The sequence below is a fragment of the Coleofasciculus sp. LEGE 07092 genome (genome assembly GCF_015207375.1).
In the GTDB taxonomy this organism is placed as follows: domain Bacteria; phylum Cyanobacteriota; class Cyanobacteriia; order Cyanobacteriales; family Coleofasciculaceae; genus LEGE-07092.
This window is the reverse complement of record NZ_JADEWY010000104.1, coordinates 1-24,387: the sequence shown is the minus strand read 5'-3', so window position 1 is coordinate 24,387 and position 24,387 is coordinate 1. Positions and strand designations below refer to the sequence as shown.

The window sequence follows — 24,387 nt, the reverse complement described above, 5'->3', positions numbered from 1 at the left end:
CTGGGGAGCTGGGGAAAAAGTCACCCATGTTTTGTCGTCTATCATACATTTCCTCTTGGATTTCTCCTGGCTCCCCAAGTTTGTGGTCTAGCAATTTTTGGGTGTCTGCATGAGGCAAAAGCAGAACAATGCAGGGTACTGTTGAAGAACTTTCTAAGATTATTCATTCAGACTCCATATTATTCAAAGACTGACGCTTTTGTTCCAACGCCGTCTGCACTTTTTCATATTCGGCTTTTAATTGAGACAATAGATTTTCACTAGTCGCGAGGGAACCCGTCTGACCGCTTGTTTCCAACTCCTGACACAGTTGAGCAAGATGGGTTGCCCCTAATAAGGCACTGCTTGATTTGAGGGTATGAGCTACCTGTTCTAACTGTGCTGCTTCCTGTAGGACTACGGATTGGGCAAGGGATTGCAATAGCTGGGCGGATTCTTCCAGATAGCGATCAAGTACTTCGACCAAAACCGTATCTTCGTTCATCATTTCCCGTAAGCTTTGAAAAACCACAGCATCTATCACTGGTGTCTTTGAGGGATGGGATACTGAATGAAGAGCGATCGCTTCCTGAGGTATTTCCTGTCCATTGTTGGCAATATTCTGACACTTGTTCAATGCCTGCACCAGTTCCTCAACTCGGATAGGTTTGCTAATGTAGTCATCCATGCCAGCATCCAAGCACATCTCCCGGTCCCCTACCATGGCATTGGCTGTCATTGCAATAATTCGAGGACGACCAACAGACAACAAGTTTTGGCAGATGCGACGCGAGGCTTCCAATCCATCCATCTCCGGCATCTGCACGTCCATCAACACCACATCATAGGTCTGACGGCGTAACGCTTCCAATACCTCCAATCCATTACCAGCCACATCCGCTCGATACCCCATCCGTTGTAACAAGTGCAGCGCTACCTGCTGGTTGACCAAATTGTCTTCGGCTAACAAAATCCGCAGAGGTAAACGCGCCCCCAGAGTCGGGTCAATTTCTGATGAAACCGCAGCAGACGGACGAACTTTAATCGGCTGTTTAAGCAGAACTTGCATCAGAGTGTCATGCAGTTGAGACTGTTTGATGGGTTTGCTCAAACAAGCGGCAAAGTAATGCTGGACGCCTTCGTTGCAAGCATCTGGCTTACCGATAGATGTCAGCATCACCAAGGGCAACTCTCGACAAGTGGGCTGCTTCCGGATTTCTTCTGCCAAAGCCAACCCATCCATCTGGGGCATCTGCATATCCAGAATTGCTAGGTCAAACTCCTCTCCCCTGTGCAACCAGTCTAGAGCCTCTTGACCGGACTGAGCGGTACGGGGCAGCATTCCCCAAGCATTCGCTTGCATCATCAAAATTTGCCGATTGGTGTCGTTATCATCCACAATCAGCAGTCGCTTCCTAGCTAGCTGAGGCTGATAGTCGTGGAGTTGGTCAGGTTCAGAGATGTCCTCCCCTTGGGCTACAATCGTAAAATAGAAGGTCGAACCCACCCCCACTTGACTTTCGACCCACATTGCCCCACCCATTATTTCACTGAGTTGTTTGCAAATTGCCAGTCCCAGTCCCGTCCCCCCATACTTCCGAGTTGTGGACGAATCAACTTGGCTGAAGGGTTGAAATAAGCGATCCAATCGGTCTGCAGGAATGCCAACACCCGTATCCTTGACGGCAAATTGAATTTCGTAACGGGAGTGATGAGAAGAAGACGCAGAGAAGGGGAGACGTGGTGACGTGGTGAGTTTTGCTCCATTCCCAGTGTCCTGGTGTCGAAGGGGCACGCCGAAGTCTTGCCGAAGTCCCCATGTCCCCGTGTCTCTTCCCCCATTCCCCAGCTTATGGGCTTGGACTGCAACAACCACTTCACCGACTGTCGTGAATTTAATGGCGTTACCTAACAAATTTACTAAAATCTGGCGTAAGCGGGTGATATCTCCCACAATCTGGTTGGGGGTTTCGGGACTGAATTGGTAGGCTAGTTCTAGGTTTTTCTCAGCGGCTTTCACCACTAATAGATCCAGAGCCTCTTCAATACAGGCTCGCAGGTCAAATGGCTGCTCTTCTAAATCTAATTTACCGGACTCAATCTTAGAGAAATCGAGAATATCGTTAATGATGGTAAGCAAGGCGTCCCCACTATTGCGGATCGTTTCTACGAAGTCTCGCTGCTGGAAAGTGAGTTGGGTATCGAGTAGCAGTCCCGTCATACCGATGACGCCATTCATCGGTGTGCGGATTTCATGGCTCATGGTTGCCAAAAACTCGCTTTTGACCTGAGTTGCTGCCAGAGCTTGATCGCGGGCTTGTGCCAGTTCTTGTGCGGCTTGCTGACGCTCGATTTCCCCGCCAATCCACTGTGCCATCAGCCTTAAGAGTTCTGTATCTAGTGCCTTGAAAGGTTTTTGGCGGGGCGTGAAGCTAGAGAAGCTAAGTGTACCGTACACCTTACCTGCGACAATCACGGGTGTGCCAATGTACGCTTCAAAGTGGAATGCCTTATAGCAGTGATGTTCGCGCCATTGGGAAATTCCGGCAGATGGGATGCCAAGAGGCTGTTGAGCTTGCAAGGTTTCGTGACAATAGGTTTGTCTCAAATCCAGGGTGACGCCTTTAGGATTGATTAGGTTCGGCAGTTGGGTAGAAATGACTTCGTAGCGATCGCCTTCTACATGGGATAAAACACCAATATCAAGTCCAAACTGCCGCCGTCCCATTGCCAGTAGCTTTTGCAGGCTTTGGTCAAAGTCGAGTTGTCCCGACGCCGTGACTTCATACAGCGCCCGAATTGCAGCTTCACTTTCTTTTTGGTCTTGCTCAATGCGCTTGCGTTCGGTAATATCGATAGCGATGCCTAAAATGGCGGGAGTCTCTGAGCCGGCGACAAAAAAGGGAATTCTCGTGGTTTGCAGGATGCGAACGTTACCTCCAACGTCGGTAATGACTTCCTCGGGAACGTGCTTCGGCTGTCCGCTGTTAACAATCTGCAACTCTTCTTCTCGAAACTGACGCACCTGTTCAAGAGAAGTGGCAAAGTCCTCATCCTTTTTGTTGAGCAGTTCCTCAACAGATATTCCGAAGGCATCTGCGATCGCTTGATTTACCAGAATAAACTGTCCATCTAGGTTCTTGGCAAAAATAAAGTGAGGCACTAAGTCAATCACCTGACGCAGTTTCTGCTCACTAGCTTGTAACTTTTCTGCTGCTAGCTTGCGCTCGGTGATATCCTCAACTGAACCCTCATAATACAGCAGCATTCCCTTACTATCCCGGACGGCACGGGCATTTTCGGCAATCCAAATGCTGCGCCCATCCCGCCGATAGACTTGAGACTCGAAGCCAGATACGGCACCTTGTTCGTGAATCAGGTGCGTCAACTCAGCGCGTTGATTGAGATTGACGTAAAGTTGGTGCTCAATATCCGTGAGTTCGGTAATTAGTTCTGCGGGTGAGGTGTAACCGTAAATCCTTGCCAAAGCTGGATTTGCACTCATAAACCGTCCCTCTGGTGTCGTTTGAAAAATTCCGCCGATAGAATTTTCAAAAATACTGCGATATTTCTCTTCAGCTTGGCGCAGCGCTTCCCCGACTTGGATACGCTCGGCAATTTCTGCTTCGAGTTGTTCATTAACCTGCTTCAGTTCAGTTGTGCGCTGGTTAACTCGCTCCTCTAATTCGGCATTTAAGGTGCGAACTTCTGCCTCGGCTTGTTGTTGATGTCTTGCGGCAGCTTCGCTAGCGCGGATTTCCTTTTCTAAGGCTTGATTGGCTGCTTCGAGTTGGGCTGGGCTTTGCAGCGCTAAAGCTTGGGGAATTAAGGGGATAAGTGCTAATGCTGTATAACAAGAAATTAGAGCTGTGATTGCCTTGAGAAAACCGGATAGCCAGTACAGGGGATGCCAGAGCGTCCATATTTCCATTACATGAGTAGTGCCACAGGCAATGATGAAGGCTCCAAATAGTAAAAATACCTTCTGGAACGGCACATCCTGTCTTTTGTGGACAAAGTAAATCAACGTCAGGGGAATGGAGTAGTAGGCTAGGGCGATAAGGGAGTCTGACAGTACGTGCAGCAGTACCAAGTTAGACTTCCACAAATAGCAATACCCGTGGGGCATAAACGATTCTGTAGCAAAAAAAATTTGCAACAAGTCTGACATTATGCTTCCTTCAATGCTTAAAAATTACTGGTTGTTCACAGGAGCAAGGCTTTTGGCAGCCATTGCTATACTGAGTTGGTAAATCCCCGGAAACGCTTGTTAAGTCGAATCTTTCAGCAAAAAGTCTCTCGCTTCTATTAGTAACATACCCAACCCGAAAAGGGGGCTAGTTAATACTATTGCTATTGGAATTAGGGAATGGGGAGTAGGAAATGGGGAATGGGGAATGGGGAATAAAAGATTTTTTACAATTTATGTAGACTCGCTCTAGTTTTCAAGCTGAGTCACCAAATGAACGAGTTCGGGCAAAATTAACTGTTGTAGGGCAAGCTTTACGGCTCCTGTAGAGCCGGGAATTGAAAAGATGAGCGTTTTTTGGTAAACACCAGCAACAGCTCGTGAAGCAATAGCTCGTGAACCAATTTCCTGATAGCTGAGATAGCGAAAAATCTCCCCAAATCCGGGTAAGGTTTTCTCTAGCAAACCCTCTAAGGCGTCGTAGGTGGTATCTCGGGGAGCAATACCAGTGCCGCCATTAAAAATTACAGCATCAATGTCAGAACGTGCCGCCAGTGCTTTAAGATTGTCTTGAATCTGGGTAGGTTCGTCCTTGAGAATCTGATAAACCGTTACGGTGTAACCCGCATTCCTCAGTAATTCTTGCACGAGTTGACCACTGCGATCGCTTTCGGGGGTGCGGGTGTCGCTAATGGTAATCGCGGCACAGTTAATCGCAATTGCTGCTCTATCGGGATGAGGCTGATGGGTCATTGATGCAGGCACAACGCAAATAAAAGGCAAGAGGCAGGACGATTTTCTGCCTTCTGCCTGACTACTGATTTGAATTAAGACTTGCTAAATCCCAGCCCCTTCTCTTGGGCGTAGCGTTCCATGAAGCGCATAAAGCGCTCCCATTCTCCGAGGGATTTCATCAGTAAAATAGCTTCTAATGCTGTCGGCTCGCCGTTGACAAATTTTGCCTTCACTTCCCGCGTTACAATCTCGCCCTCTTCGTCAATCAAGTACATCCCGGTAATTTCTTCATTACCTTTGTTGCTGAGAGCACTGGGATATTCAAAAGAAAATGTTGCAGTGCCATTACTGCCATCGCGAGAGCGGGTGAGACGTACATCGGGTACAACTTCTTCACTAATCCCTTTAACAAATTGAATTTCAGGCATGAGCAGTCCAATTCCTATCCTAAAGTATCACCAATACGCAGAAAGTTTTACCCAAGCAACGATTTATGCTTGGAACCATCCTCGCAATCACGGGCATAGCATCCCAAATTTATCGGTCAAGGTTCAGGTGATTAGCCAGTCGAAGATGACAAAAATACCAATCTTGGAAATTTTATCACGCCCCCAGAGCGATTGAAAAAAGCAGCACGCTGTTGTCAATAAAGGTGGGGATAATGGCAAAATTGATAGAACAAGTACAAAGTCAAGATTATTCATCGAGCCGTCCCTGCACGAGTTTCTAACCAAAATCAATGGGTAAGCAGCGCGTTTTTTCTGGAGTTCAACCAACTGGCAACCTTCACCTCGGTAACTACCTAGGAGCCATCCGCAATTGGGTGGAGGCTCAAAGTCAGTACGATAATTTTTTCTGTGTTGTCGATTTACACGCAATTACCGTTCCGCACAATCCGGCAACGCTAGCGGCAGATACCTACAAGATTGCTGCTCTATACCTCGCTTGTGGCATTGATTTGCACAATTCCACCATCTTCGTGCAATCCCATGTCTCAGCTCACAGCGAACTCACCTGGCTTTTTAATTGCCTCACACCCGTCAACTGGCTAGAGCGCATGATTCAGTTTAAGGAAAAAGCTGTCAAGCAGGGCGAAAATGTCAGTACGGGTTTACTAGATTATCCTGTGCTGATGGCCGCCGATATTTTGCTCTACGATACAGACTTAGTGCCGGTGGGGGAAGACCAAAAGCAACATATCGAACTGACTCGCGATATTGTTATTCGAGTGAATGACCAATTTGGCTCTCCCGAAAAGCCAGTGTTAAAGATGCCAGAACCACTAATCCGGAAGGAGGGAGCACGGGTAATGAGTCTCACCGATGGTACTAAAAAAATGTCCAAATCTGACCCCTCGGAGATGAGCCGGATTAATCTGCTTGATCCTCCAGAAGAACTTCAAAAGAAAATTAAGCGTTGTAAAACAGACCCAATTAAGGGTTTGGAGTTTGACAATCCAGAACGACCAGAGTGCAGTAACCTGCTTACACTCTACACACTGCTTTCAGGAAAGACAAAGGAAGAGGTGACAACAGAATGTCAGGATATGGGATGGGGACAATTTAAGCCGTTATTAGTTGATACAACGGTTGAAGCCCTCAAACCCATTCAACAGAAGTACCATGCTGTGATGGAGGATAAGGGCTATCTAGAGTCGGTGTTGCAGGAAGGGCGTCAAAAGGCAGAAGCGATCGCTAACGAAACTTTATTAAGAGTAAAAACAGCGATGGGGTATTCCATGCCGTTGTAGAATCATGAGTCATTTGTCCTTTGTTCCTTGTCAAAAAACTAATAACTAATGTGGCAACGGATTTGATAACGGATGTTTGGCTCTTGAATAATGACCAATGACTAATAACCAATGACTAATAACTCTTTTCGTGCCGCTGTTGAGTCAGGGGAATTTTTAATTACGGCCGAGGTAGCCCCTCCCAAAGGTGGAAACCCCACTCATATGGTTGAAATGGCACAAATTCTTCAGGGTCGCGTCCATGCTATTAATATTACGGATGGCTCTAGGGCTGTACTGCGGATGTCGTCCTTGGCAGCTTCGGCAATTTTACTTCATCATGGAATTGAACCGATTTGTCAGATGGCGTGCCGCGATCGCAATCGCATCGGGATGCAAGCCGATCTAATGGGAGCCCATGCACTGGGTATTCACAATATCTTAGCGCTGACAGGCGACCCAGTTAAAGCTGGCGACCATCCCAACGCCAAATCCGTTTTTGACTTGGAATCAGTACGTCTGTTAAAGCTTATTGCCAAGCTCAATGGCGGTTTGGATGCTAATGACAAACCCCTCACTGATGGCGTCACAGACTTGTTTCCGGGGGCGGCTGTTGACCCACAATTAAAAAGTTGGTCTGGATTGCAGGGGCGATTTGAGCGTAAAGTAGAGGCGGGTGCCCAGTTTTTTCAAAGCCAATTGATTAGTGATTTCGAGCGGCTAGAAAAGTTTATGGATCAGATTGCGGCTGGCACCAATAAGCCGATTTTGGCGGGGATATTTCTGCTAAAATCAGCGAAAAACGCTAAATTTCTCAATAAATACGTTCCAGGGATCAACATTCCCGAATCCACGATCGAGCGGCTGGCAGCAGCAGATGATCCGTTACGGGAGGGAATGAAGATCGCCGCCGAGCAAGTTCAGCTTGCCAAAGAGCTTTGTCAGGGTGTCCACATGATGGCAATCAAGCGAGAAGATTTAATTCCCAAAATTCTCGACTTGGCTAAAATACCAGCAATACAAGCCTAAATACGTCTGGCTGGGGAGCTGGGGAGACTTCGGCGTGAGCGCTCAGTCGAACGCTGGGGAGCTGGGGAGACTTCGGCGTGAGCGCTCAGTCGAACGCTGGGGAGCTGGGGAAATATTTAGTGGGTCAGTTATTTCTGTCAGTCTACACTAGTCAGTTATTGGTTTTTAGTCATTGGAAAACAGACTGAGAACCAGACTTAAAACCAAAGATTCAAGATTGAGGACTCAGGATTAAGAACGGATGAACAAGACGGTAGACACCGAGATTGACAAAGTGACAGTGTACGATGACCAAGCGCTGGTGATGCGCCGAGGTATCATTCAGCTTACGGGTGAGGAACGCGAACTTGTTATCGCTCAATTGCCGATGACTCTCGTGAGTGAATCTGTTCAGGTGTCTGGTATGGGAAAAGCCGGAGTGCGATTGTTGGGGGTACGCACTGAGAAAACGGCTACCTCTGAAGTCCTTCATCCCAAAGTAACGCAGCTTTCTGAGGAAATTAAACAGCTAGAAGAGCAAAAACACAACGGGCAAGATTTGCTGACGTTGCTCAACTTACAGCGGAATTTTGTCAAAAACTTGATCAACCAGTATCAGGAACGCTTGACGAAGTTGCCGAACATTGAACCCCTCAACATAAATCAAATTAAGGATTTATTAGATTTTGTAGGGGAGCAGTGGCAAAGTTTATCGAGTGCGCTCGTTCAACAGGATCGAGAGCAAAAACAGGTTAACAACCAACTTCAGGCACTGCGATCGCAACTTCAACAGCTTTCAACACCGCGTACCCAGGAAAGTTTTAATATCGTTATCACCCTAGAACCGTCAGGGGCAGATGAGTTGGAGCTAGAGGTGTCGTACACCGTCACTCAAGCGAGCTGGCAACCCCATTACGATGTACGCTGGCATGATACCAGCCAAACTGTTCATCTCAGTTACTTTGCACAGGTGACTCAAAGCACTGGGGAAGATTGGCATGGAGTGGCGCTGACTCTTTCGACAACTCAACCCAGACTCGATTTGCTGCCATCTCAGTTGACTCCCTGGTATATCGACTTGAAACAATCGAGCGATCGCAGTCGGACAAAATCCGAGAGAAGCCCCTTGATAACTATGCCGTTTGCGGGTGCAGCACCAGAGCCCGAACCAACAATCGAGAAAGAATTAGAACTGCTAAAAGGGGAAGCAGCAGTTACGAAAGTCTCCAAACAAAAAAGTATCGTAACTTTTGCCGTGACTGATCAGGGTGATATTCCCACTGATAGTACCAGTCATAAACTCAAAATTGGTAGTGTAGAGTACCCTTGCCGCCTTGAATACATCGCTATGCCACAACGGGCAAACTATGCTTACCTACAAGCCACGATCACGAATCCCCTTGACGGTATTACCCTGCTACCAGGGCAAGCCAATCTTTTTCGAGATAACACCTTTATTGGTACTATCGAAATCGAGACGATTAGTCCTGGTCGGGAATTGAAGGTCGATTTTGGTATTGACGATGGCTTGAAAGTTGAGCGGTATTTGGTTGAGCGCCAAGTTGATAAAAAACTCGTTGGCAATCAGCAACGAACTATTGCTACCCATGCTTACCGATTGGTAATTACTAATATAGCCGAACAACAAGCCGAGGTGAAAGTCATGGAACTGCTACCTGTGAGTTGCCATCCCCAGCTTAAAGTCCGGCTTGCCGATTCCCAGCCCCAAGTTCAGACTAGTGAAACGGGGGTGCTGGAATGGTCTGTCAAATTACTTCCCCTCTCCTGTCAAGAGCTTTACTATGAATTTGCGATCGATTATCCCCCAGAATTTAAGGTTTTAGGATTGGAGGTTTAGAACAGAAGTAGTTTTCTGCCTCCTCCAGTGTCACACTACGGATTTTAGGAAACCGGGAATGGGGAATTTTAGAAAACTGCAATTCAGTATTTGCAGGTATTAAAAATTTCTTTTCAACCGTTAAAATTTACGAAAATGCCGATTGTATCAGTCAGGGGGGATTGGTGATTGGTGATTGGATCGGCTCTTATAGAGTAAAATCTAAAGCACCAGTAGGTGGTTCAATGCCTAGAAATTCCCTGTATATCCTGTTTTTGTATTCTTGACCAATTTCATTAACAGCACTGATAAATGCTTGATAAGTACCTAAGCCTCCTATCTTTTCCCAAAATTCATCACCGATAAGAACGACTTTATCTTCTTTCATGTTGAACCAGCGAGCAGGGAAAGACCAACTATAATTTTCTTTTTGTCCATAGGGATTGTACGGAAGGGCAAAGTATGCCTCATCAATTTGTTTCGGTTCCATACTATATAATCTTTGGTGTTTTTCAGGTATGAAAGGGTCTTTTAAAAGAGCATTTTCCATTACCTTATCCATCATTTGCTTAATGACAGACTGGATTGCAGATTTCATTTCTTCTGAATTATCCATTTTTAAATAGAGTTTACAAGATTATATTTAACAAAGATTTGGCTAGATGACGAACAACAGGTACTGAAACAGCATTGCCAAATTGCTTTTTTGCTGTGTTCTCATTATCGGCAGATACAAACCATTCTGGAAACCCTTGTAGTTTGGAATAATCTCTTGCTGATATAGGTTTAAATCGCTTTTTTCTATACACTTCTCTAATGAATATATTTTTATAGGATTGAGGTTCTTGGCATTCTATAGAAATTGTTGAGATAAAATCTCTAGTTCCTGTTGCAGTTAGAGTACCGATTACGTTTGAATGAGGCAAAAAAATCTTGTAAACCCCTTTTATTCCCGAAGAAATTTTAGAGTTCACAAATTCATAGCCCTGAGCGTCAACATACCGAAGTATTTGTTTTGAGATTAATTTTTCAAGTTCTTTTTCTTTTAGCCCTGGAATCAGTTCTTTTAGTACTTTAAAGCTTAAAGGATTTCCATCCTTAGAGCCATATATTTTTTTCTTCTGTTTTTAAGAATGGTTTGACAGATTAGCTTTTCTCTATCGCTCGTTCTTCTTAATTCCCAAGAATGAACTGTTGTATGTCCATTTCGTACATCAGATAAAATAAAAAAATTATTCAGTTCATCGTCTCTTTGAAACCTACCTCTAGAAGCTGGGACTTTTCCTTGAAATAGAATTTCTGGAATAAATTTCTTCTTCTCAAACTCATAAGCCTTAATTCCCGATATAAGCTCATAAAGTTTTGGATTAAGCTTTAAAGGTTCAGGAAAGGTAAAAAAATGACAGTTCTCTAAATCATCTCTAACTCCCACTATGAAAATTCTGTCTCTATCTTGAATCGTAAGAGTTAAGGATTTGGTATTTAACTTCATAGCCTGCATTTTTAAGTTTATGAATAATCAGCTCAAAACTTTTCCTGTGTCTTGGCTCGGTTAATCCTTTTACATTTTCAAATATAAATGCTTTTGGTTTGTTATTTTCTACCAGCCTGATAACATCAAACCAGAGCCTTCCTCTTGAGTCATTAAACCCCCCGGATTTTCCGGCAATAGACCAAGGCTGGCAAGGAACTCCACCTACCAGTATATCAACCTCAAAAGGGAACTGATTTAACGTTGTAATATCTCCTAGATTTATTTCATCAGAATTAAGGTAACTAATGAAATTTTTCTTGTATACATTAATGGCTTCTTTGTCAATTTCTGAATAGCCTAAGGATTTACCCCCTAGTTCTTCGAGGGGAATCCTAAATCCACCAATCCCAGAAAATAAATCTACAAATGTGAATTTAGTCTTAAAAAATAGACAATTTATTGGCTTAAAAGACTGAAATAATTTTATTTGATTATCACACGACCTGGCTTTCATAATTCAGCTCAAACTTAAACCCAACTATAGCGTTTCCAAATGGTTTTTGAACAAAAAAAGCGCTAAACTGCTTATCCAGCAAGGGTTGGTAATTTACATCCCAAATGTAAACACTATATCTTAATTTAGCAATTTACAAGAGGTGCGTGCTACTTCTCATAAAGCTGCATCACGTCCATAATAGGCAGGCGCGACTGCACTCCTAGGGTAAGTGGTGATGTATGTCCTCGATTGAGATGATCGGTAGCAGCACAGCCAATCATTGCTGCGTTATCGGTACAGTATTTGAGGGGAGGGAAAAGGACTCGCAAGTTATGTTGAGCTGCTGCCTCTTGCAAGTGCTTTCTTAATCCGCTATTGGCGGCAACACCACCACCCACGGCAATGGTTTTAAGTCCGTAGTCTAATGCGCAAGCTACTGCTCGTTTCGTTAGCGATCGCGCTACGGTTTCCTGGAAACTCGCGGCAATATCATTGACGGGTAACTCTGACTGCTTTTGCTCCAGTTGCTGCACCAGCCGCAATACAGCCGTTTTCAATCCGCTAAAACTAGAGTCATAGGGATGATAGCCGCCCTTGGGAAGGGATAATTTACCTTCAGGTAGGGGAAAACTTTTAGGATTGCCCTCTCGCGCTAATCGGTCGATTACGGGTCCACCCGGATACCCTAGTTTCAATAATCGCGCTACTTTATCAAAGGCTTCCCCTGCTGCATCGTCACGGGTTCCACCTATTGTCTCATATGTACCACAATCTTTGACATAAATCAAGCTGGTGTGACCGCCAGATACTAGCAAGCATAAAAACGGTGGTTCTAGTTCGGGTTCGCTTAGATAGGTAGCGTAAATATGACCTTCTAAGTGGTGGACACCTAAAAAAGGCTTTTGACGGACAATGGCTAGGGTTTTGGCTGCCGTTAACCCGACGAGCAGGGAACCCACCAAACCCGGAGCGCAAGTTGCGGCTATTCCGTCAATCCCGTCCCAATCTAGTTGGGCATCGGTGAGGGCTTGTGCGATCGCCGCATTAATCATCTCTACATGGGAACGGGATGCCACCTCCGGCACTATACCACCGTACTGTTGGTGGAGTGGGATTTGAGACGCTACGACATTACTGCAACAGGTGCGATCGCAAACTACCGCCACGGCGGTTTCATCACAACTGGTTTCAATTGCCAGAACGGTTGCCATTGGTATCAAACAGTAGGGGAACAGGGAAGGGGAAACCTCTTAACTGCTTCCCTTCTATCCTATAGATTTTCCCCCATTCCCTTTAGATGATTGGTTAAAAGCGTTGCAGGAAGAGCGTTAAACTAGAAAACACTGCCTAAAATCCCGAACTATGCCATCTCCCAGCCAACCCCTCATCTATCCACCAACCCGCAAAGTTGACCAAGTTGACAACTACCACGGCATGAAGGTTGCAGACCCCTATCGGTGGCTAGAAGACCCCGACTCCGAGGAAACTAAAGCTTGGGTAGAAGCGCAAAATCAAGTCACCTTCGGCTATCTGACTGAAATACCCCAGCGAGAACCCCTTAAGCAGCGCGTGACTCAGCTATGGAATTACGAGAAATATGGTATTCCCTTTAAAGAAGAAAACCGTTACTTTTATTTTAAAAACGATGGACTGCAAAACCAAAGCGTCCTCTACACCCTCACTTCCCTGGAGGCCGAACCCAGAGTACTAATTGACCCCAACACCTTCTCAAAAGACGGCACCATTGCCCTATCGGGTTTAGCCGTCAGCGAAGATGGAAAATTAATCACCTACGGTTTATCTACGGCTGGGTCAGACTGGAAAGAATGGAAAGTGCGAGATGTTGAAACAGGGGAAGACCTTTCAGATCATCTCCAATGGGTGAAGTTTTCCGGTGCCTCTTGGACGCACGACAATCAAGGCTTCTTCTACAGCCGTTACGACGAACCCAAGGAAGCGACTAAATTAGAAGATATTAACTATTACCAAAAACTTTACTATCACAAACTCGGCACGCCCCAATCAGAAGATATCCTCATTTATCACCGCCCCGACCAAAAAGAATGGATGTTCGACGGAGAGGTGGCAGAAGACGGTCGCTACCTGATTATTTCCGTCAGTCAAGGAACTGACCCCAGGAATCTTCTTTTTTACAAAGACTTGCAAATTCCTGATTCCCCAGTAGTAGAACTCATTAGTGAATTTGAAGCCAATTATAGCTTCATTGATAACGATGCCAATGTCTTCTGGTTCCGCACTGATTTAGATGCACCCCGTGGTCGGGTTATTGCTATTAATACGGTTAATCCAGTACGAGAGAATTGGATAGAAATCATTCCGCAAACACCGGAAACCTTAGAGGGAGTGAGTACTCTAAACAATCAATTTGTTGCTGACTACCTCAAAGATGCTCGTTCCTCTATCAAGGTTTTTGACTTAAAGGGTGCTTTGGTGCGAGAAGTCGAATTACCAGGAATTGGTTCAGCGGGTGGCTTTGGCGGTAAGCGTTACGATACCGAAACTTTTTACGTTTTCACCAGTTTTACTACCCCCTCAACCATCTATCGCTACGATATGGTCAGTGGTGAAAGGACTCTATTCCGTCAGCCAACTGTAGAGTTCAACCCCAATAACTATGAAACCAGACAGGTGTTCTACCATAGCAAAGATGGTACACAAGTACCGATGTTTATTACTTACAAAAAGGGGTTAGTGTTTAATGGAAATAACCCAACTTACTTGTATGGTTATGGCGGCTTTAATGTCTCCCTAACTCCCAGTTTCTCCGTTAGCAATTTGGTATGGATGGAAATGGGAGGTGTTTACGCCGTGCCGAATTTGCGGGGTGGCGGCGAGTACGGTGAAGACTGGCATCAAGCGGGAACTAAACTGAATAAGCAGAATGTTTTTGATGATTTCATCGCGGCGGCTGAGTGGTTAATTGAAAATAAATACACTCGCCCTCAAAAGTTAGCAATTAGTGGTGGTAGTAATGGCGGTTTATTGGTCGGTGCTTGCATAACTCAGCGCCCGGACTTATTCGGTGCAGCATTAGCCGCAGTTGGGGTGATGGATATGTTGCGCTTTCATAAGTTTACGATTGGTTGGGCGTGGTGTTCTGATTACGGTTCCCCAGATAATCCCGAAGAGTTTAACGCGCTTTACGCCTATTCTCCTCTGCATAATCTGAAACCTGATACAGCCTATCCTGCTACCTTAATTACCACGGCTGACCATGATGACCGGGTTGTACCTGCTCATAGTTTCAAATTTGCCGCAGCTTTGCAAGCCGCACATAGGGGAGATAACCCGATGTTAATCCGAATTGAAACAAAAGCGGGTCATGGTGCGGGGAAACCGACTACTAAAATTATTGAGGAGATTGCCGATAAGTTGGCGTTTTTGGTGCGATCGCTCAGCATGGATGTTACTGTAGTTAGCACTTGAGTTTGCCCCTAATCTTTACTAAGCCTAAATCGGTTGCTGGGGAAGTAAAATCATCCACTAACAGTAAGATCCGACATCTTCCCCACATTGATCAGCCAGGTAGCAAAGGGCGCGAAAACGTAGACTAACTAGTTGCTCGTAGAACGGATTAAACTTGCACAATGGCGGAATATGGGCAACCCGACGACCAAATAGCCAGATATCCCGTTCAAAGGGGCATTGTGCCGGAATCACTTTACAGAAGAATCGTGCCTTTACCGGGTTGTGAATTTCGACGCCATCTAGCCATTGCCGCAGGAGCTGGAGTACTACTAAATGAAGCTTAAACGGTTGATATTGACTAGAGGCAGTCTCAGACTCCACTGAAGAGTGATTAATCAGTCCGTTTGCGTCGATGGTGTACATAGCTGAATGATTTGCTCTGTGCTGTTTCGTTATCTATGTGTATAAGTTAACCCAATTCTTGGCGTGCTGACATATAAATTACTGTTATCTATAATTAGTTTAGCTTTAGCGAACAGCCCTCATCCCCCAGCCCCTTCTCCCACAGGGAGAAGGGGAGCAAGATTTCCAAGTCCCTCTCCCACGGAGAGAGGGATTTAGCCCTCTTCTGTCACTTTCCGGGTATTCTGAATAAAGGAAGAAAAAAAGAAAACCCTGAAAGGGAAGTAGAGCAACCAGAACTGAGAACAAATGCTCAAATCCTGGCTGGTTTGCGGAAATGAATCAGTGTAGCTACAAACCACCCTAAAGCAATAGGAAGAATTGGATACCAAACAGTTCTCCAATTAATTAGACCATTCAAATTAAACAAAGTACGGAGTCCTAAGTTGCTGTGCCAGAGCAAGCCCAAGATAGTAGCTAAAAAGAGAGGTAGCAAAGTTAACAGCTTTGGCGATACAGTATGAGCGCTCGATTCTTGCTTCAGAGAGGGAAAGAAAAAATCTTTAATTGCCTGCCAGTCAATAAATATACAATATCCGATTAAAATGGGCGTAGTAGTTACGACTAGCCAGATCGCGTTAACTGCATGAAATATCAGTGCCAGTGACACAATAACATCCACGTAGAAACTTGGAAGTCCACTTAGAAAATCCGCAGAATGTATACTGAGATGCCACAGATAAAAGAAAGAGTAGAGTATTCTAAATAAGCCTATTCTGCCCGCCGCATTAACTTCAGGTTGAGTAAACCAGGCGTTTATGCTCGCGTTCACGTTCCGGATTATGCTGAAAGCTGAAATTTTGCTCATGTTAATCCTTCTCTGCAATATCTTCTCTTGAAAAGCTATCCAACATCACTTCAGAAGTGGGAGCCTGTAATTGGATAGGAGGAACCGCCAAAGGCTCAACTTGATAAGAGAGATTCCAAGCTTGAATCGTTTTAATTTCAGAGTTTGTACGGACTAAGTTTGAAACAGCACGCATTAAGTATCTTCTACTCGCATTTCTTAAACCAATATCTGCATCATCAAAAGCCTGTTCGACGATCTTATGCGAAAGGCTATCGCGGGGTATCGTCAAAACTTGTTCAGGTTTTACCACATGAAGATCTCCTGTTGTGGTGTAAACCCTAAGTTCTATAGCAGATACAGATGGTTCAGGTGGACGAAATCGCGCTGAATATCCACTATAGAGAGCCCAGGCAACTAGGGGCCATGTTGATTTTCGTTTACCTACAACGGAAGTTCCCAATAATAAAATTAGCAGAGAAATTTTTATCAGTCGTAAAGCCTGTATGCCGTTGGAATTGCTTGCGTATCCTGGTTCAAAAATTGTCTTATCTTTCATATCGAATCACAGATAAAAAGGCTTTTTACTATTCTTTCTACCCTTCCCTTTTAAGACTCCATCTCCGCCAACTCCAACCAGCGCTCCGTTGCCGTATCAATTGACTGATTCAATACTTCTAGTTTTTCGTAGAGTTCCTGAACTTGAGTAACCTTACCCGGAGAAGCATTGTAAAGGGTTTTCTCAATTTCTGCCTTCTCTGCTTCCAGTTGGGGAATTTTGCTCTCTAACTCCTCAAACTCGCGCTTTTCCCAATTAGACAGCCGACGGGATTTGCCATTACTAGAGGATTGTTTCTCAGACTTCTCAGCGTTCGAGGATGCTTCCTTCTTGGATTGAGACTTGGCACTTTGTTGAGCGGCTTCAGCATTTTCAGCTTGCTTGTAATCTAAATAAATAGAGTAATTACCCGGATACTGACGGAGGTTTCCCCCCTCTTCAAAGGCAAAAATTTTGTTGACGGTGCGATCGAGGAAATAGCGATCGTGAGACACTACGATAACGCAACCGTTGAAGGCTTCCAGATAATCTTCCAGCACGGAAAGCGTCTGCACATCCAAATCGTTGGTTGGTTCATCTAAAATCAATACATTCGGAGCGCTCATTAGCACGCGCAACAGAAACAGGCGGCGTTTTTCTCCTCCAGAAAGTTTATGAATGGGGGCATATTGCTGATTACCAGGAAACAAGAAACGCTCCAACATTTGGGAGGCAGTAATTAAAGTACCATCTGCTGTTTGGACATATTCGGCGATTTCTTTAAGGTAATCAATCACCCGTTGATTTTCGTTGAGTGCTGTCAGTAAATGCTCAGAATGTTGGTCAAAATAGCCGATGTGAACGGTTGCACCGATCTCAACCTTACCCGAATCTGGCTGAAGGCGTCCTGTAATTATATCCATCAAAGTAGATTTGCCCGTACCGTTTTCACCAATGATGCCAACGCGGTCATCGGGGTTGAATTCGTAGGTAAACTCTTTGATTAAAGTGCAATCGTCATAACCTTTAGAAACATTCTCTAACTCAATGACTTTCTTGCCAATTCGCCGACCAGGGGTAGAAATCTCCACCTTCCCTTGAGCCTGTTGAAATTCTTTGTCCTGCATCTCATGAATGCGGTCAATTCGCGCTTTCTGTTTGGTACTCCGTGCTTTGGGTCCCCGCTTGAGCCATTCCAACTCCCGACGCAACACCCCTTGATGCTTGCGTTCTTGACTGGCGGCAGCGTCTTCAGCTAAGGCTTTTTTCTCTAGGTAGTAAGAATAGTTGCCGGAGTAGCTGTAGAGGTCGGCTCGGTCAATTTCGATGATACGATTGGTGACGCGATCAAGAAAATAGCGATCGTGGGTAATGAGTAGAATTGCCCCGCGATAACCATTCAGGTAACTCTGCAACCACTCCACTGACATCGCATCTAGATGGTTAGTCGGTTCATCCATCAGCAACACATCGGGTTCTGACAGTAAAGCTGTTGCAAGGGCGATGCGCTTACGATAGCCCCCAGACAAATCACCAATCCGAGCATCGAAGTCCTCAATACCCAACTGAGTGAGGATGATTTTGGCATTCGTTTCCAACTCCCAAGCACCCGTTGTTTCCATTTTCTGGTTGACATCCGAGAGACGTGCCATCAGTTGGCGATCCTCTGAATTTCGAGCTAATTTGTGAGATAATTCCTCATAGTCTCGGATTAAGCTCATTTGTTCGTCACTATCGGCAAACACCTGTTCTAGAACAGTGTGATTTTCATCTAAGTCTGGCTGTTGGGGTAAGTAAACTATTCTTACTCCAGGATTGACTAAGATTTGACCCCCATCAATGGGTTCTAGTCCAGCAATCATCTTCAGTAGCGTTGATTTGCCAGAACCATTGGTGCCAATTAAACCGACTTTATCGGTGGTATCGAGGCTAAAGCTGGCATCTTTGAGAATTTCCTTGATGCCAAAGTCTTTTTGTACGGATTGCAGCGTAAAGATACTCATCGAGTTTTAAGAGCAGTACAGAGTTAATTTCAGTAGTGGAATCAAATAGGTATTAAACCGTCTTCTCAGAAGCTTCTAACGTAAAATGTTCAAACATAGCCACCACCAGCGTCCTTTCGCCACTCTAACAATAATCCTCTTTTCAATTCTTCCCCAACTTGAGAATCAATGATTCCCTACGCTCAGTTGTTTATGTAAGGGGGACAACTTCCTCCCTGTGCGTAAACGACACGGGCTGCCGTTGTCTCCCTTGCCAACCCCGTTCTTAGGTGAACTATCAAGAAAGAGGCAACGTCACCGTAAAAGTTGTACCTTTTCCCACAGCACTATCAACACTAATCTGACCCCCGTGCAAGTCCACGCATTGTTGTACAATCGCTAGTCCTAGTCCTGTTCCCTGAGTCACACCAACGTTAGACGCTCGATAGAAGGACTCAAATAAGCGGGGGACATCCTCTGACGGAATTCCAATTCCTTGGTCTTGAATATGGAAAACTACTTGATCTGCGTGGCAGGTGAAGTCAAACTGAATTCTGCTTCCCTGTGGCGAATACTTGAGAGCATTGGAAAGAAGATTAGTGAGGATGTATCGAATAAGTTTTTCGTCTACAGGATATTGGGTTGAGATGCTTTCTTCACTTTCTTGTGAGGTCGTACTAGTTTGGGTTGCTGTGCAATCTCCTGGATAAGTAAATGTAATTTCATGGTGTTTTTTGTCAGAAACTCGCAGTTCAGCTATCAACGAATGACACAGTTTCACCAAGTCTACAGATGTGAGATTCAGTTGCAGCTTACCCGCTTCAGCCTCAGAAAGCATAAGTACATCTTGCATCATCTGGGTCATTTGTTCAACAGAATTAGAAATACGGTGGAGATGAACCTGTTGTCTTTCAGATGACAGTTTTTTTGGGTAACGTCTTAACAGGTCTACTGATGATTGAATGGTTGTCAGGGGCGTCCGAAAGTCATGAGAGGTCATGGCAATGAAGCGAGACTTGGCTTCTGAGAGTTCCCGTTCCCGTTGGAGTGCCTTGAGGGTTTCTGACTTCGCCAGATTGTGTGCCGTAATATCGACAACGGTTCCAAAGAGTTGAATAACCTGTCCAGCAGTATTAAAAATAGGTTCTCCCCTGGCTTCAATGTACCGGATTTCACCAGAGGGTCGCTTAATCCGAAAGACTATTTCATAGGATGTCCCCTCGGCAAGCGCTCGATTAACCGTTTGCTGAAAACTTTCTCGGTCATCAGCACGAATCATCTCCAAAAGTTGATCGTAGGTTGGTGCAGATTGGGTAGGATCAAGACCAAACATACGGAATTTTTGCTCTGACCAGATAATGTCACCCGTCAAGGCATTAAATTCCCAGCTACCAACACCAGCGACTTTCTGGGTTGCTTCTAGAGTACTAAGCTGCTGCACCTGTTGAGAAAGTTGCCAATGCTGGATCGCGATCGCTAATTGAGCGGCAATTATCGAAGCTAATTCTACCTCTTCCTGCTGCCAATGGTGCGGATGACCCTCGATTAACAAGCACAGACTCCCCCAAACTGAACCTTGAAAGTGTAGCGGTACAATCAACCAAGCACCTGGAAACGTTCGAGCCATCTCTCGACTCACTTCATCTTCGCAAAGGTTCGTATCATCAATCCGAACGATTTCCAATCGCTTAAGCTGGACTGTCACCAGATTTCCTTGATCAGGAATTTCTTGACCGATAGACATGGGTAAATCTGGACAAGAGCGGTAATGCGCTACGGTTAACCAAGCCTTCCGATTCGGTAGATATTGTGATATTTTTGCATGGTCAACTTGTAACAATTTACCAATTTCCTCGATAGCCGTGGCGAAAATGGCTTCTAAATCTAGAGAATCATGAATAGCTTGGATAACTTGGTGAAGTACCCGTTCTCGCTGTACTTGGTATGTCATAGATTGGTCGAGTAATTTCATATCGAATAAATTCATAATTTTCTGCTAGTTTCGTGTCTTAGTCTGTGATCTGGGTAACTGCTAACGGTTGGACATTCGCAATAATAATTTCTTGTTCTAGCTCTAGAAAGAACTCAATTCCTTTCCCAATATCTGTAATGATACAAGTTCCGGCACCTGCTGGCTCAAATGCTTGCGTTGCTAGAGAAAAGCCTTGCCGTGCAAGTATGGCACGGCTGATATTCAAGACGGATTGGGGCGTCCAGTAATACCGTCCAGTAATATATTGCTACACTATTGCCGTGTGCACAGATGAGGCTAGAGCTGAAAAAGGCAATAATAACTCGGCAGTATGCTCCTCATATTGAACTCCGATATTTCTCTAAGAGTTCAGGAATGTAATCATACCCATCCACTCCAATCACGGCAATAATTTTCGACCGCTGTCCTGCCAACAACTCTTGGAAGCTTTCCACCCCCAATTGCCCCTGCAAAATGACTAACAAACCTGCGGCTTGACGCCAATCTTCTGCCCCAATTTGCTCCAATAAATACGCCCCTAAGCTCCCAGTGTAAATTGTTTTTTCCAGGTCTTGCAAACTGTAGTTAGCTTGTGCTAAGTAAGCTAAATTTACCCCCTGAAGGTACAAATCCCCAGAAAATTGCGCTGCTTGCCAACCTTGTTCTAAATAAGCGATCGCATCCTGGGGTTGTTGAATCACCACATAAGCAATTCCTAAACTGCTCAAACACAGGGCTTGGCTTTGCTTGTCTCCCAATCGTTCTAACAGTTGCCGCCCTTGTTGCAGGTAGTTAATTGCACTCTCGTAGACTTCTGGCTCTACTTCTAACTGCTGCTGGGCTTGAAACACTTCACTATAGCCCAGATTCGCTAAAGCATTCGCTTCCCCTAACTTATCGCCGGTTTGTCGAGCCAGAATTAATGCCCGTTGGCTGTAGTTAATCGCTTCGGTATAATTTTTCTGGGCAACGCAAGTGCGGCTCAGGTGATTGAAATTGGCAATTTCGCAAGTGCGATCGCCTGCTTCCTGGGCAATTTCTAAGGCTTCCTGGTGAAAGGCTGTGGCTCGTTTGTACTGACCCTGCGCTCTTTGAGAATATCCTAATAGGGTCAGAATCCGGGCTTTCTCTTGAGTCCCTTCAACTCGGCGCAAGGGTTCGTTGAGATAATTCATCGTATCCCGTAGATACTGACCGCTCAAGGAAGCAAAGACACCGCCGTAGAGGGGAAAGTAGTCTCGTTGAGCAAAAGCGCGGAGAATTTGCAGCGTTACCTGAAAGCAGCTATTCACCAAGCGCTCTCGTTGGGGAACCAGGACTTGGTTCAAGGTAATGGCTAACTGCGACCAAATTACAGCAAACACAATATAGGTTGAAATCGATAGTCTTGCCCCCAGCTTCGAGGCATAAACTCGTTGGTCAAACCAAGCGATTAATCGCCGTTGTAAGTATTGGAGAATAACTGCCAGCTCTACCCAGGCATCTAGTTCTACACTCGGCTGTTGCCTGATCCATTCATGTAGGGGTTGATTAGACGCGAGCGCTTGAAACAGGGATTGAGGTAGAGGACTATTAACTTTTTTCGCCCACAATGACCAAGGTCCCCGTTGGTCAGGAGAACCCTCAAATCCTAGAGAACCTTGGTTTTGGTCGTAAATCCAGCTTACTAAGTCGTTTTCTAATTGTCCCCACGATGCTAAACCCGCACGAATGCCTTGGGATAGCTGCTGAATTTCAGCGGCGTGATCGGGGTTAGAAATGGCTGAAGCGTCTTGCTGGAGCGTTTTTGCCAGTTGAGTGAGTTGAGATAAGGTTAGCACAGGTTCTCGGTTGGGGTCGATCGCTCTTAGCAAAGCTGTTAAGCGTTCAGTTGGTTCAGCATGAGTAACGGCTTGCGTAGCCGTGGCAATTGCTTCTAATACTCGATTTTGCTCTTGTACTCGTTGCCATTCACTGCTAATTGTATTAAGCGCCCTCTGCGCCCGCATTGCTTTGGCTTGCTTCATTTCGCTAACTGGATTGTCCACCTGCTGTTGAGTCGTGTTTAAGCGTTCTTCTAAACACCGCTCAAAGATTTCTCCAGTGCCACTGCTAACGCCTGACAACAGCATTTGATAAACCTGCTCTTTTGAGCGGATTTTACCTTTCAGAGTGGCTTGTACAATATCGTCAATGAGTTGGATATAGCGATCGCGCAATGGCAGGGAGTCGGTCATGAGTTCTTGCTGAAAGACTGCTAATCTTACTCCACCTTACCCAGGATTAGACTTTTCCAAGAGGTCTAATTGCAACACTTGCACCGACTCTCCAGCCGAAATCAAGGTTTGACCACAAGGCACAACTGCTAAACCTGTAGTTTGTGCTAAATTAATTAGATTACCAGAACTGTGACTACCGCCAGCTAAGTGAAATTCGTAGCAGCCATCCACTAACTGAAGTTGACCCCAAAGGTAAGTTTCTCGGCGTCCATCGGCGCGGAGTTCGTGAAAAGCGATCGCTTTCACAAATCTTGGTTTCCAGGCTGCTTGAGGTAAACCCGAAAGCTTGGCGAGAGCAGGTTGCACAAATCGCCAACAACTCACCAAGGCGGAAACCGGATTTCCAGGTAGACCAAAATACAAGACTGGACGCTTCGCTCCCTTCTGAGAAAGGGCAGGAAATTGGGCAACGGTGAGGGGTTTACCGGGTTTAACAGCAACGGAGCGAATGTGAATTTCTGCTCCTAGTTGAGCGAGAATCTGCTCTACATAGTCATAGTCCCCTACGGAAACACCCCCGGTAGAGAGTACAATATCGGCTGACGAAATAGCGTGAGCGATCGCTTTCTCCAGGGCTTCGGGTGTATCGGGTACAATCCTTAAAGGTATCGGTATTCCACCCGAAAGGGTGACAAAAGCTGCAAGAGCATATTGATTGGAATCAACAATCTGCCCTGGTTGCAACGGTTGGTTGGGCATTACCAGTTCGTTACCTGTCGAAAAAATTGCCACACGCGGACGGCGGTAGACTGTTAACTGAGTACATTGAGCTGCGGCTAATACAGCAATTTCTGGCGCACCCAGTTGAATGCCTGAATTTAAAAGGGGTGTTCCAGCTTGGTAGAAAGAAGCTCGATGACGGACGAAGGCTTGGGGTTTTGAAGCTTGCAAAATTAAGACACCGTTATTCTCGCCCTTGGTATTTTCTTGCATGATTACTGTATCTGCTCCATCAGGCATACAAGCACCGGTGAAGATACGGGCAGCTTGGCCGGGTTGTATTGTTTGTTGGGGCTGATAGCCAGCGGGAATTTCTTCGACAATTTCTAAACGAGCGGGTTGCTGTTCACTCGCCGACTGAACATCAGCATGACGGACGGCATAGCCATCCATTGCCGAGTTATCCCAGTGGGGAAAATCTAATTGACTGGTGACGGGAGAGGCTAAAATACGACCTGTGGCAATGGATAAGTCTACAATTTCGATATCTAATTGTGCATTCAAGGGTTGCACGAGTTCCAAAATTATAGATTCTGCTTGGTTGACGGGTAGCATTCCCATTGATTTTTCCTTTTAGCTTCAGTCTATGGGGCGATGCCATACTACTACGATCACTAAGAGGACTTACGCAAAGAAAGCCTGTAAACCGCTAATTGTAGAGACACGATATATCATATCCCTACTAGATGTAGCGTCTGTGGGTAAGTCCTGACAAGAGGAAATAGAGCCGAGTATTCGAGAGGATGAAATTTGTGTGATTCATTTTGCTCAACTACTTACTTTATCCTCCCC

Annotated in this window: 17 protein-coding genes and 1 pseudogene; 5 read left to right on the top strand and 13 right to left on the bottom strand. The window is 45.4% G+C overall.

Features of this window, described 5'->3' with window-relative positions; all coding sequences use genetic code 11:
• Positions 1 to 163: 163 nt before the first annotated feature.
• The 3 genes from IQ257_RS21940 to psb28 form a co-directional block, all read right to left on the bottom strand.
• Positions 164 to 4,150, bottom strand: coding sequence for a response regulator (locus tag IQ257_RS21940; RefSeq protein ID WP_193933227.1), 3,987 nt, complete (start codon positions 4,148 to 4,150; stop codon positions 164 to 166).
• Between the two features lie 267 nt (positions 4,151 to 4,417).
• The gene (locus IQ257_RS21935; protein ID WP_193879601.1) at positions 4,418 to 4,921 is read right to left on the bottom strand and encodes a MogA/MoaB family molybdenum cofactor biosynthesis protein; all 504 of its coding nucleotides are present in this window, start codon (positions 4,919 to 4,921) and stop codon (positions 4,418 to 4,420) included.
• Between the two features lie 74 nt (positions 4,922 to 4,995).
• Entirely contained in the window at positions 4,996 to 5,331 is a 336-nt protein-coding gene (psb28, locus tag IQ257_RS21930) for a photosystem II reaction center protein Psb28 (protein WP_193879604.1), read from the bottom strand.
• On the opposite strand from psb28, the gene IQ257_RS21925 reads away from it, so the two are divergent.
• The 4 genes from IQ257_RS21925 (at position 5,330) to IQ257_RS21910 (ending at position 9,498) form a co-directional block, all read left to right on the top strand.
• Complete coding sequence (locus IQ257_RS21925) at positions 5,330 to 5,527, top strand: hypothetical protein (protein ID WP_193879606.1); 198 nt, start codon at positions 5,330 to 5,332, stop codon at positions 5,525 to 5,527. The genes psb28 and IQ257_RS21925 overlap by 2 nt on opposite strands.
• A 115-nt stretch (positions 5,528 to 5,642) precedes the next feature.
• Complete coding sequence (trpS, locus tag IQ257_RS21920) at positions 5,643 to 6,653, top strand: tryptophan--tRNA ligase (protein ID WP_193879608.1); 1,011 nt, start codon at positions 5,643 to 5,645, stop codon at positions 6,651 to 6,653.
• A gap of 111 nt (positions 6,654 to 6,764) precedes the next feature.
• Positions 6,765 to 7,661 (top strand): methylenetetrahydrofolate reductase, encoded by an 897-nt coding sequence (locus IQ257_RS21915; protein ID WP_193879610.1) that lies wholly within the window; start codon positions 6,765 to 6,767, stop codon positions 7,659 to 7,661.
• Between the two features lie 241 nt (positions 7,662 to 7,902).
• Positions 7,903 to 9,498, top strand: a complete 1,596-nt coding sequence (locus tag IQ257_RS21910) for a mucoidy inhibitor MuiA family protein (protein WP_193879612.1) — start codon at positions 7,903 to 7,905, stop codon at positions 9,496 to 9,498.
• A gap of 187 nt (positions 9,499 to 9,685) precedes the next feature.
• Here the strand turns inward: IQ257_RS21910 and IQ257_RS21905 are convergent, their stop codons facing one another.
• The 3 genes and pseudogenes from IQ257_RS21905 to tsaD form a co-directional block, all read right to left on the bottom strand.
• On the bottom strand, positions 9,686 to 10,093 hold the full coding sequence (locus tag IQ257_RS21905; RefSeq protein WP_193879614.1) for a TdeIII family type II restriction endonuclease: 408 nt from the start codon (positions 10,091 to 10,093) through the stop codon (positions 9,686 to 9,688).
• A 13-nt stretch (positions 10,094 to 10,106) separates the two neighbouring features.
• Positions 10,107 to 11,465: pseudogene (locus IQ257_RS31640) on the bottom strand (DNA cytosine methyltransferase).
• Between the two features lie 149 nt (positions 11,466 to 11,614).
• Positions 11,615 to 12,658, bottom strand: a complete 1,044-nt coding sequence (gene tsaD, locus IQ257_RS21895; protein ID WP_193879616.1) for a tRNA (adenosine(37)-N6)-threonylcarbamoyltransferase complex transferase subunit TsaD — start codon at positions 12,656 to 12,658, stop codon at positions 11,615 to 11,617.
• 151 nt (positions 12,659 to 12,809) lie between these two features.
• Between tsaD and IQ257_RS21890 the strand changes: the two genes are divergently transcribed.
• Entirely contained in the window at positions 12,810 to 14,894 is a 2,085-nt protein-coding gene (locus IQ257_RS21890) for a prolyl oligopeptidase family serine peptidase (protein ID WP_193879618.1), read from the top strand.
• 57 nt (positions 14,895 to 14,951) lie between these two features.
• Here IQ257_RS21890 and IQ257_RS21885 read toward each other — a convergent pair whose 3' ends face one another.
• The 7 genes from IQ257_RS21885 to glp form a co-directional block, all read right to left on the bottom strand.
• Positions 14,952 to 15,299, bottom strand: coding sequence for a Mo-dependent nitrogenase C-terminal domain-containing protein (locus IQ257_RS21885; protein ID WP_193879623.1), 348 nt, complete (start codon positions 15,297 to 15,299; stop codon positions 14,952 to 14,954).
• Positions 15,300 to 16,147: 848 nt separating this feature from the next.
• Positions 16,148 to 16,684 (bottom strand): hypothetical protein, encoded by a 537-nt coding sequence (locus tag IQ257_RS21875; RefSeq protein WP_193881324.1) that lies wholly within the window; start codon positions 16,682 to 16,684, stop codon positions 16,148 to 16,150.
• 50 nt (positions 16,685 to 16,734) lie between these two features.
• Complete coding sequence (locus IQ257_RS21870; protein ID WP_193881326.1) at positions 16,735 to 18,666, bottom strand: ATP-binding cassette domain-containing protein; 1,932 nt, start codon at positions 18,664 to 18,666, stop codon at positions 16,735 to 16,737.
• 277 nt (positions 18,667 to 18,943) lie between these two features.
• A complete protein-coding gene (locus IQ257_RS21865) occupies positions 18,944 to 20,632 on the bottom strand; it encodes an ATP-binding protein (RefSeq protein WP_193881328.1) in 1,689 nt (562 codons plus the stop codon).
• A gap of 22 nt (positions 20,633 to 20,654) precedes the next feature.
• On the bottom strand, positions 20,655 to 20,843 hold the full coding sequence (locus IQ257_RS21860) for a hypothetical protein (RefSeq protein WP_193881330.1): 189 nt from the start codon (positions 20,841 to 20,843) through the stop codon (positions 20,655 to 20,657).
• Between the two features lie 112 nt (positions 20,844 to 20,955).
• Positions 20,956 to 22,833, bottom strand: a complete 1,878-nt coding sequence (locus tag IQ257_RS21855) for a tetratricopeptide repeat protein (RefSeq protein WP_193881332.1) — start codon at positions 22,831 to 22,833, stop codon at positions 20,956 to 20,958.
• 36 nt (positions 22,834 to 22,869) lie between these two features.
• Complete coding sequence (gene glp, locus IQ257_RS21850; protein ID WP_193881335.1) at positions 22,870 to 24,150, bottom strand: gephyrin-like molybdotransferase Glp; 1,281 nt, start codon at positions 24,148 to 24,150, stop codon at positions 22,870 to 22,872.
• Positions 24,151 to 24,387 lie beyond the last annotated feature (237 nt).

What these genes read in the sequence shown, in the direction of transcription:
- IQ257_RS21915 (WP_193879610.1), top strand. Translation starts at nt 6,765, where the DNA reads ATGACTAATAACTCTTTTCGTGCCGCTGTTGAGTCAGGGGAATTTTTA.
- IQ257_RS21910 (WP_193879612.1), top strand. Translation starts at nt 7,903, where the DNA reads ATGAACAAGACGGTAGACACCGAGATTGACAAAGTGACAGTGTACGAT.
- trpS (WP_193879608.1), top strand. Translation starts at nt 5,643, where the DNA reads ATGGGTAAGCAGCGCGTTTTTTCTGGAGTTCAACCAACTGGCAACCTT.
- IQ257_RS21890 (WP_193879618.1), top strand. Translation starts at nt 12,810, where the DNA reads ATGCCATCTCCCAGCCAACCCCTCATCTATCCACCAACCCGCAAAGTT.
- IQ257_RS21940 (WP_193933227.1), bottom strand. Translation starts at nt 4,150, where the DNA reads ATGTCAGACTTGTTGCAAATTTTTTTTGCTACAGAATCGTTTATGCCC.
- IQ257_RS21865 (WP_193881328.1), bottom strand. Translation starts at nt 20,632, where the DNA reads ATGAATTTATTCGATATGAAATTACTCGACCAATCTATGACATACCAA.
- IQ257_RS21855 (WP_193881332.1), bottom strand. Translation starts at nt 22,833, where the DNA reads ATGACCGACTCCCTGCCATTGCGCGATCGCTATATCCAACTCATTGAC.
- tsaD (WP_193879616.1), bottom strand. Translation starts at nt 12,658, where the DNA reads ATGGCAACCGTTCTGGCAATTGAAACCAGTTGTGATGAAACCGCCGTG.
- glp (WP_193881335.1), bottom strand. Translation starts at nt 24,150, where the DNA reads ATGCTACCCGTCAACCAAGCAGAATCTATAATTTTGGAACTCGTGCAA.
- IQ257_RS21905 (WP_193879614.1), bottom strand. Translation starts at nt 10,093, where the DNA reads ATGGATAATTCAGAAGAAATGAAATCTGCAATCCAGTCTGTCATTAAG.
- IQ257_RS21870 (WP_193881326.1), bottom strand. Translation starts at nt 18,666, where the DNA reads ATGAGTATCTTTACGCTGCAATCCGTACAAAAAGACTTTGGCATCAAG.
- psb28 (WP_193879604.1), bottom strand. Translation starts at nt 5,331, where the DNA reads ATGCCTGAAATTCAATTTGTTAAAGGGATTAGTGAAGAAGTTGTACCC.
- IQ257_RS21925 (WP_193879606.1), top strand. Translation starts at nt 5,330, where the DNA reads ATGAGCAGTCCAATTCCTATCCTAAAGTATCACCAATACGCAGAAAGT.
- IQ257_RS21885 (WP_193879623.1), bottom strand. Translation starts at nt 15,299, where the DNA reads ATGTACACCATCGACGCAAACGGACTGATTAATCACTCTTCAGTGGAG.
- IQ257_RS21935 (WP_193879601.1), bottom strand. Translation starts at nt 4,921, where the DNA reads ATGACCCATCAGCCTCATCCCGATAGAGCAGCAATTGCGATTAACTGT.
- IQ257_RS21875 (WP_193881324.1), bottom strand. Translation starts at nt 16,684, where the DNA reads ATGAAAGATAAGACAATTTTTGAACCAGGATACGCAAGCAATTCCAAC.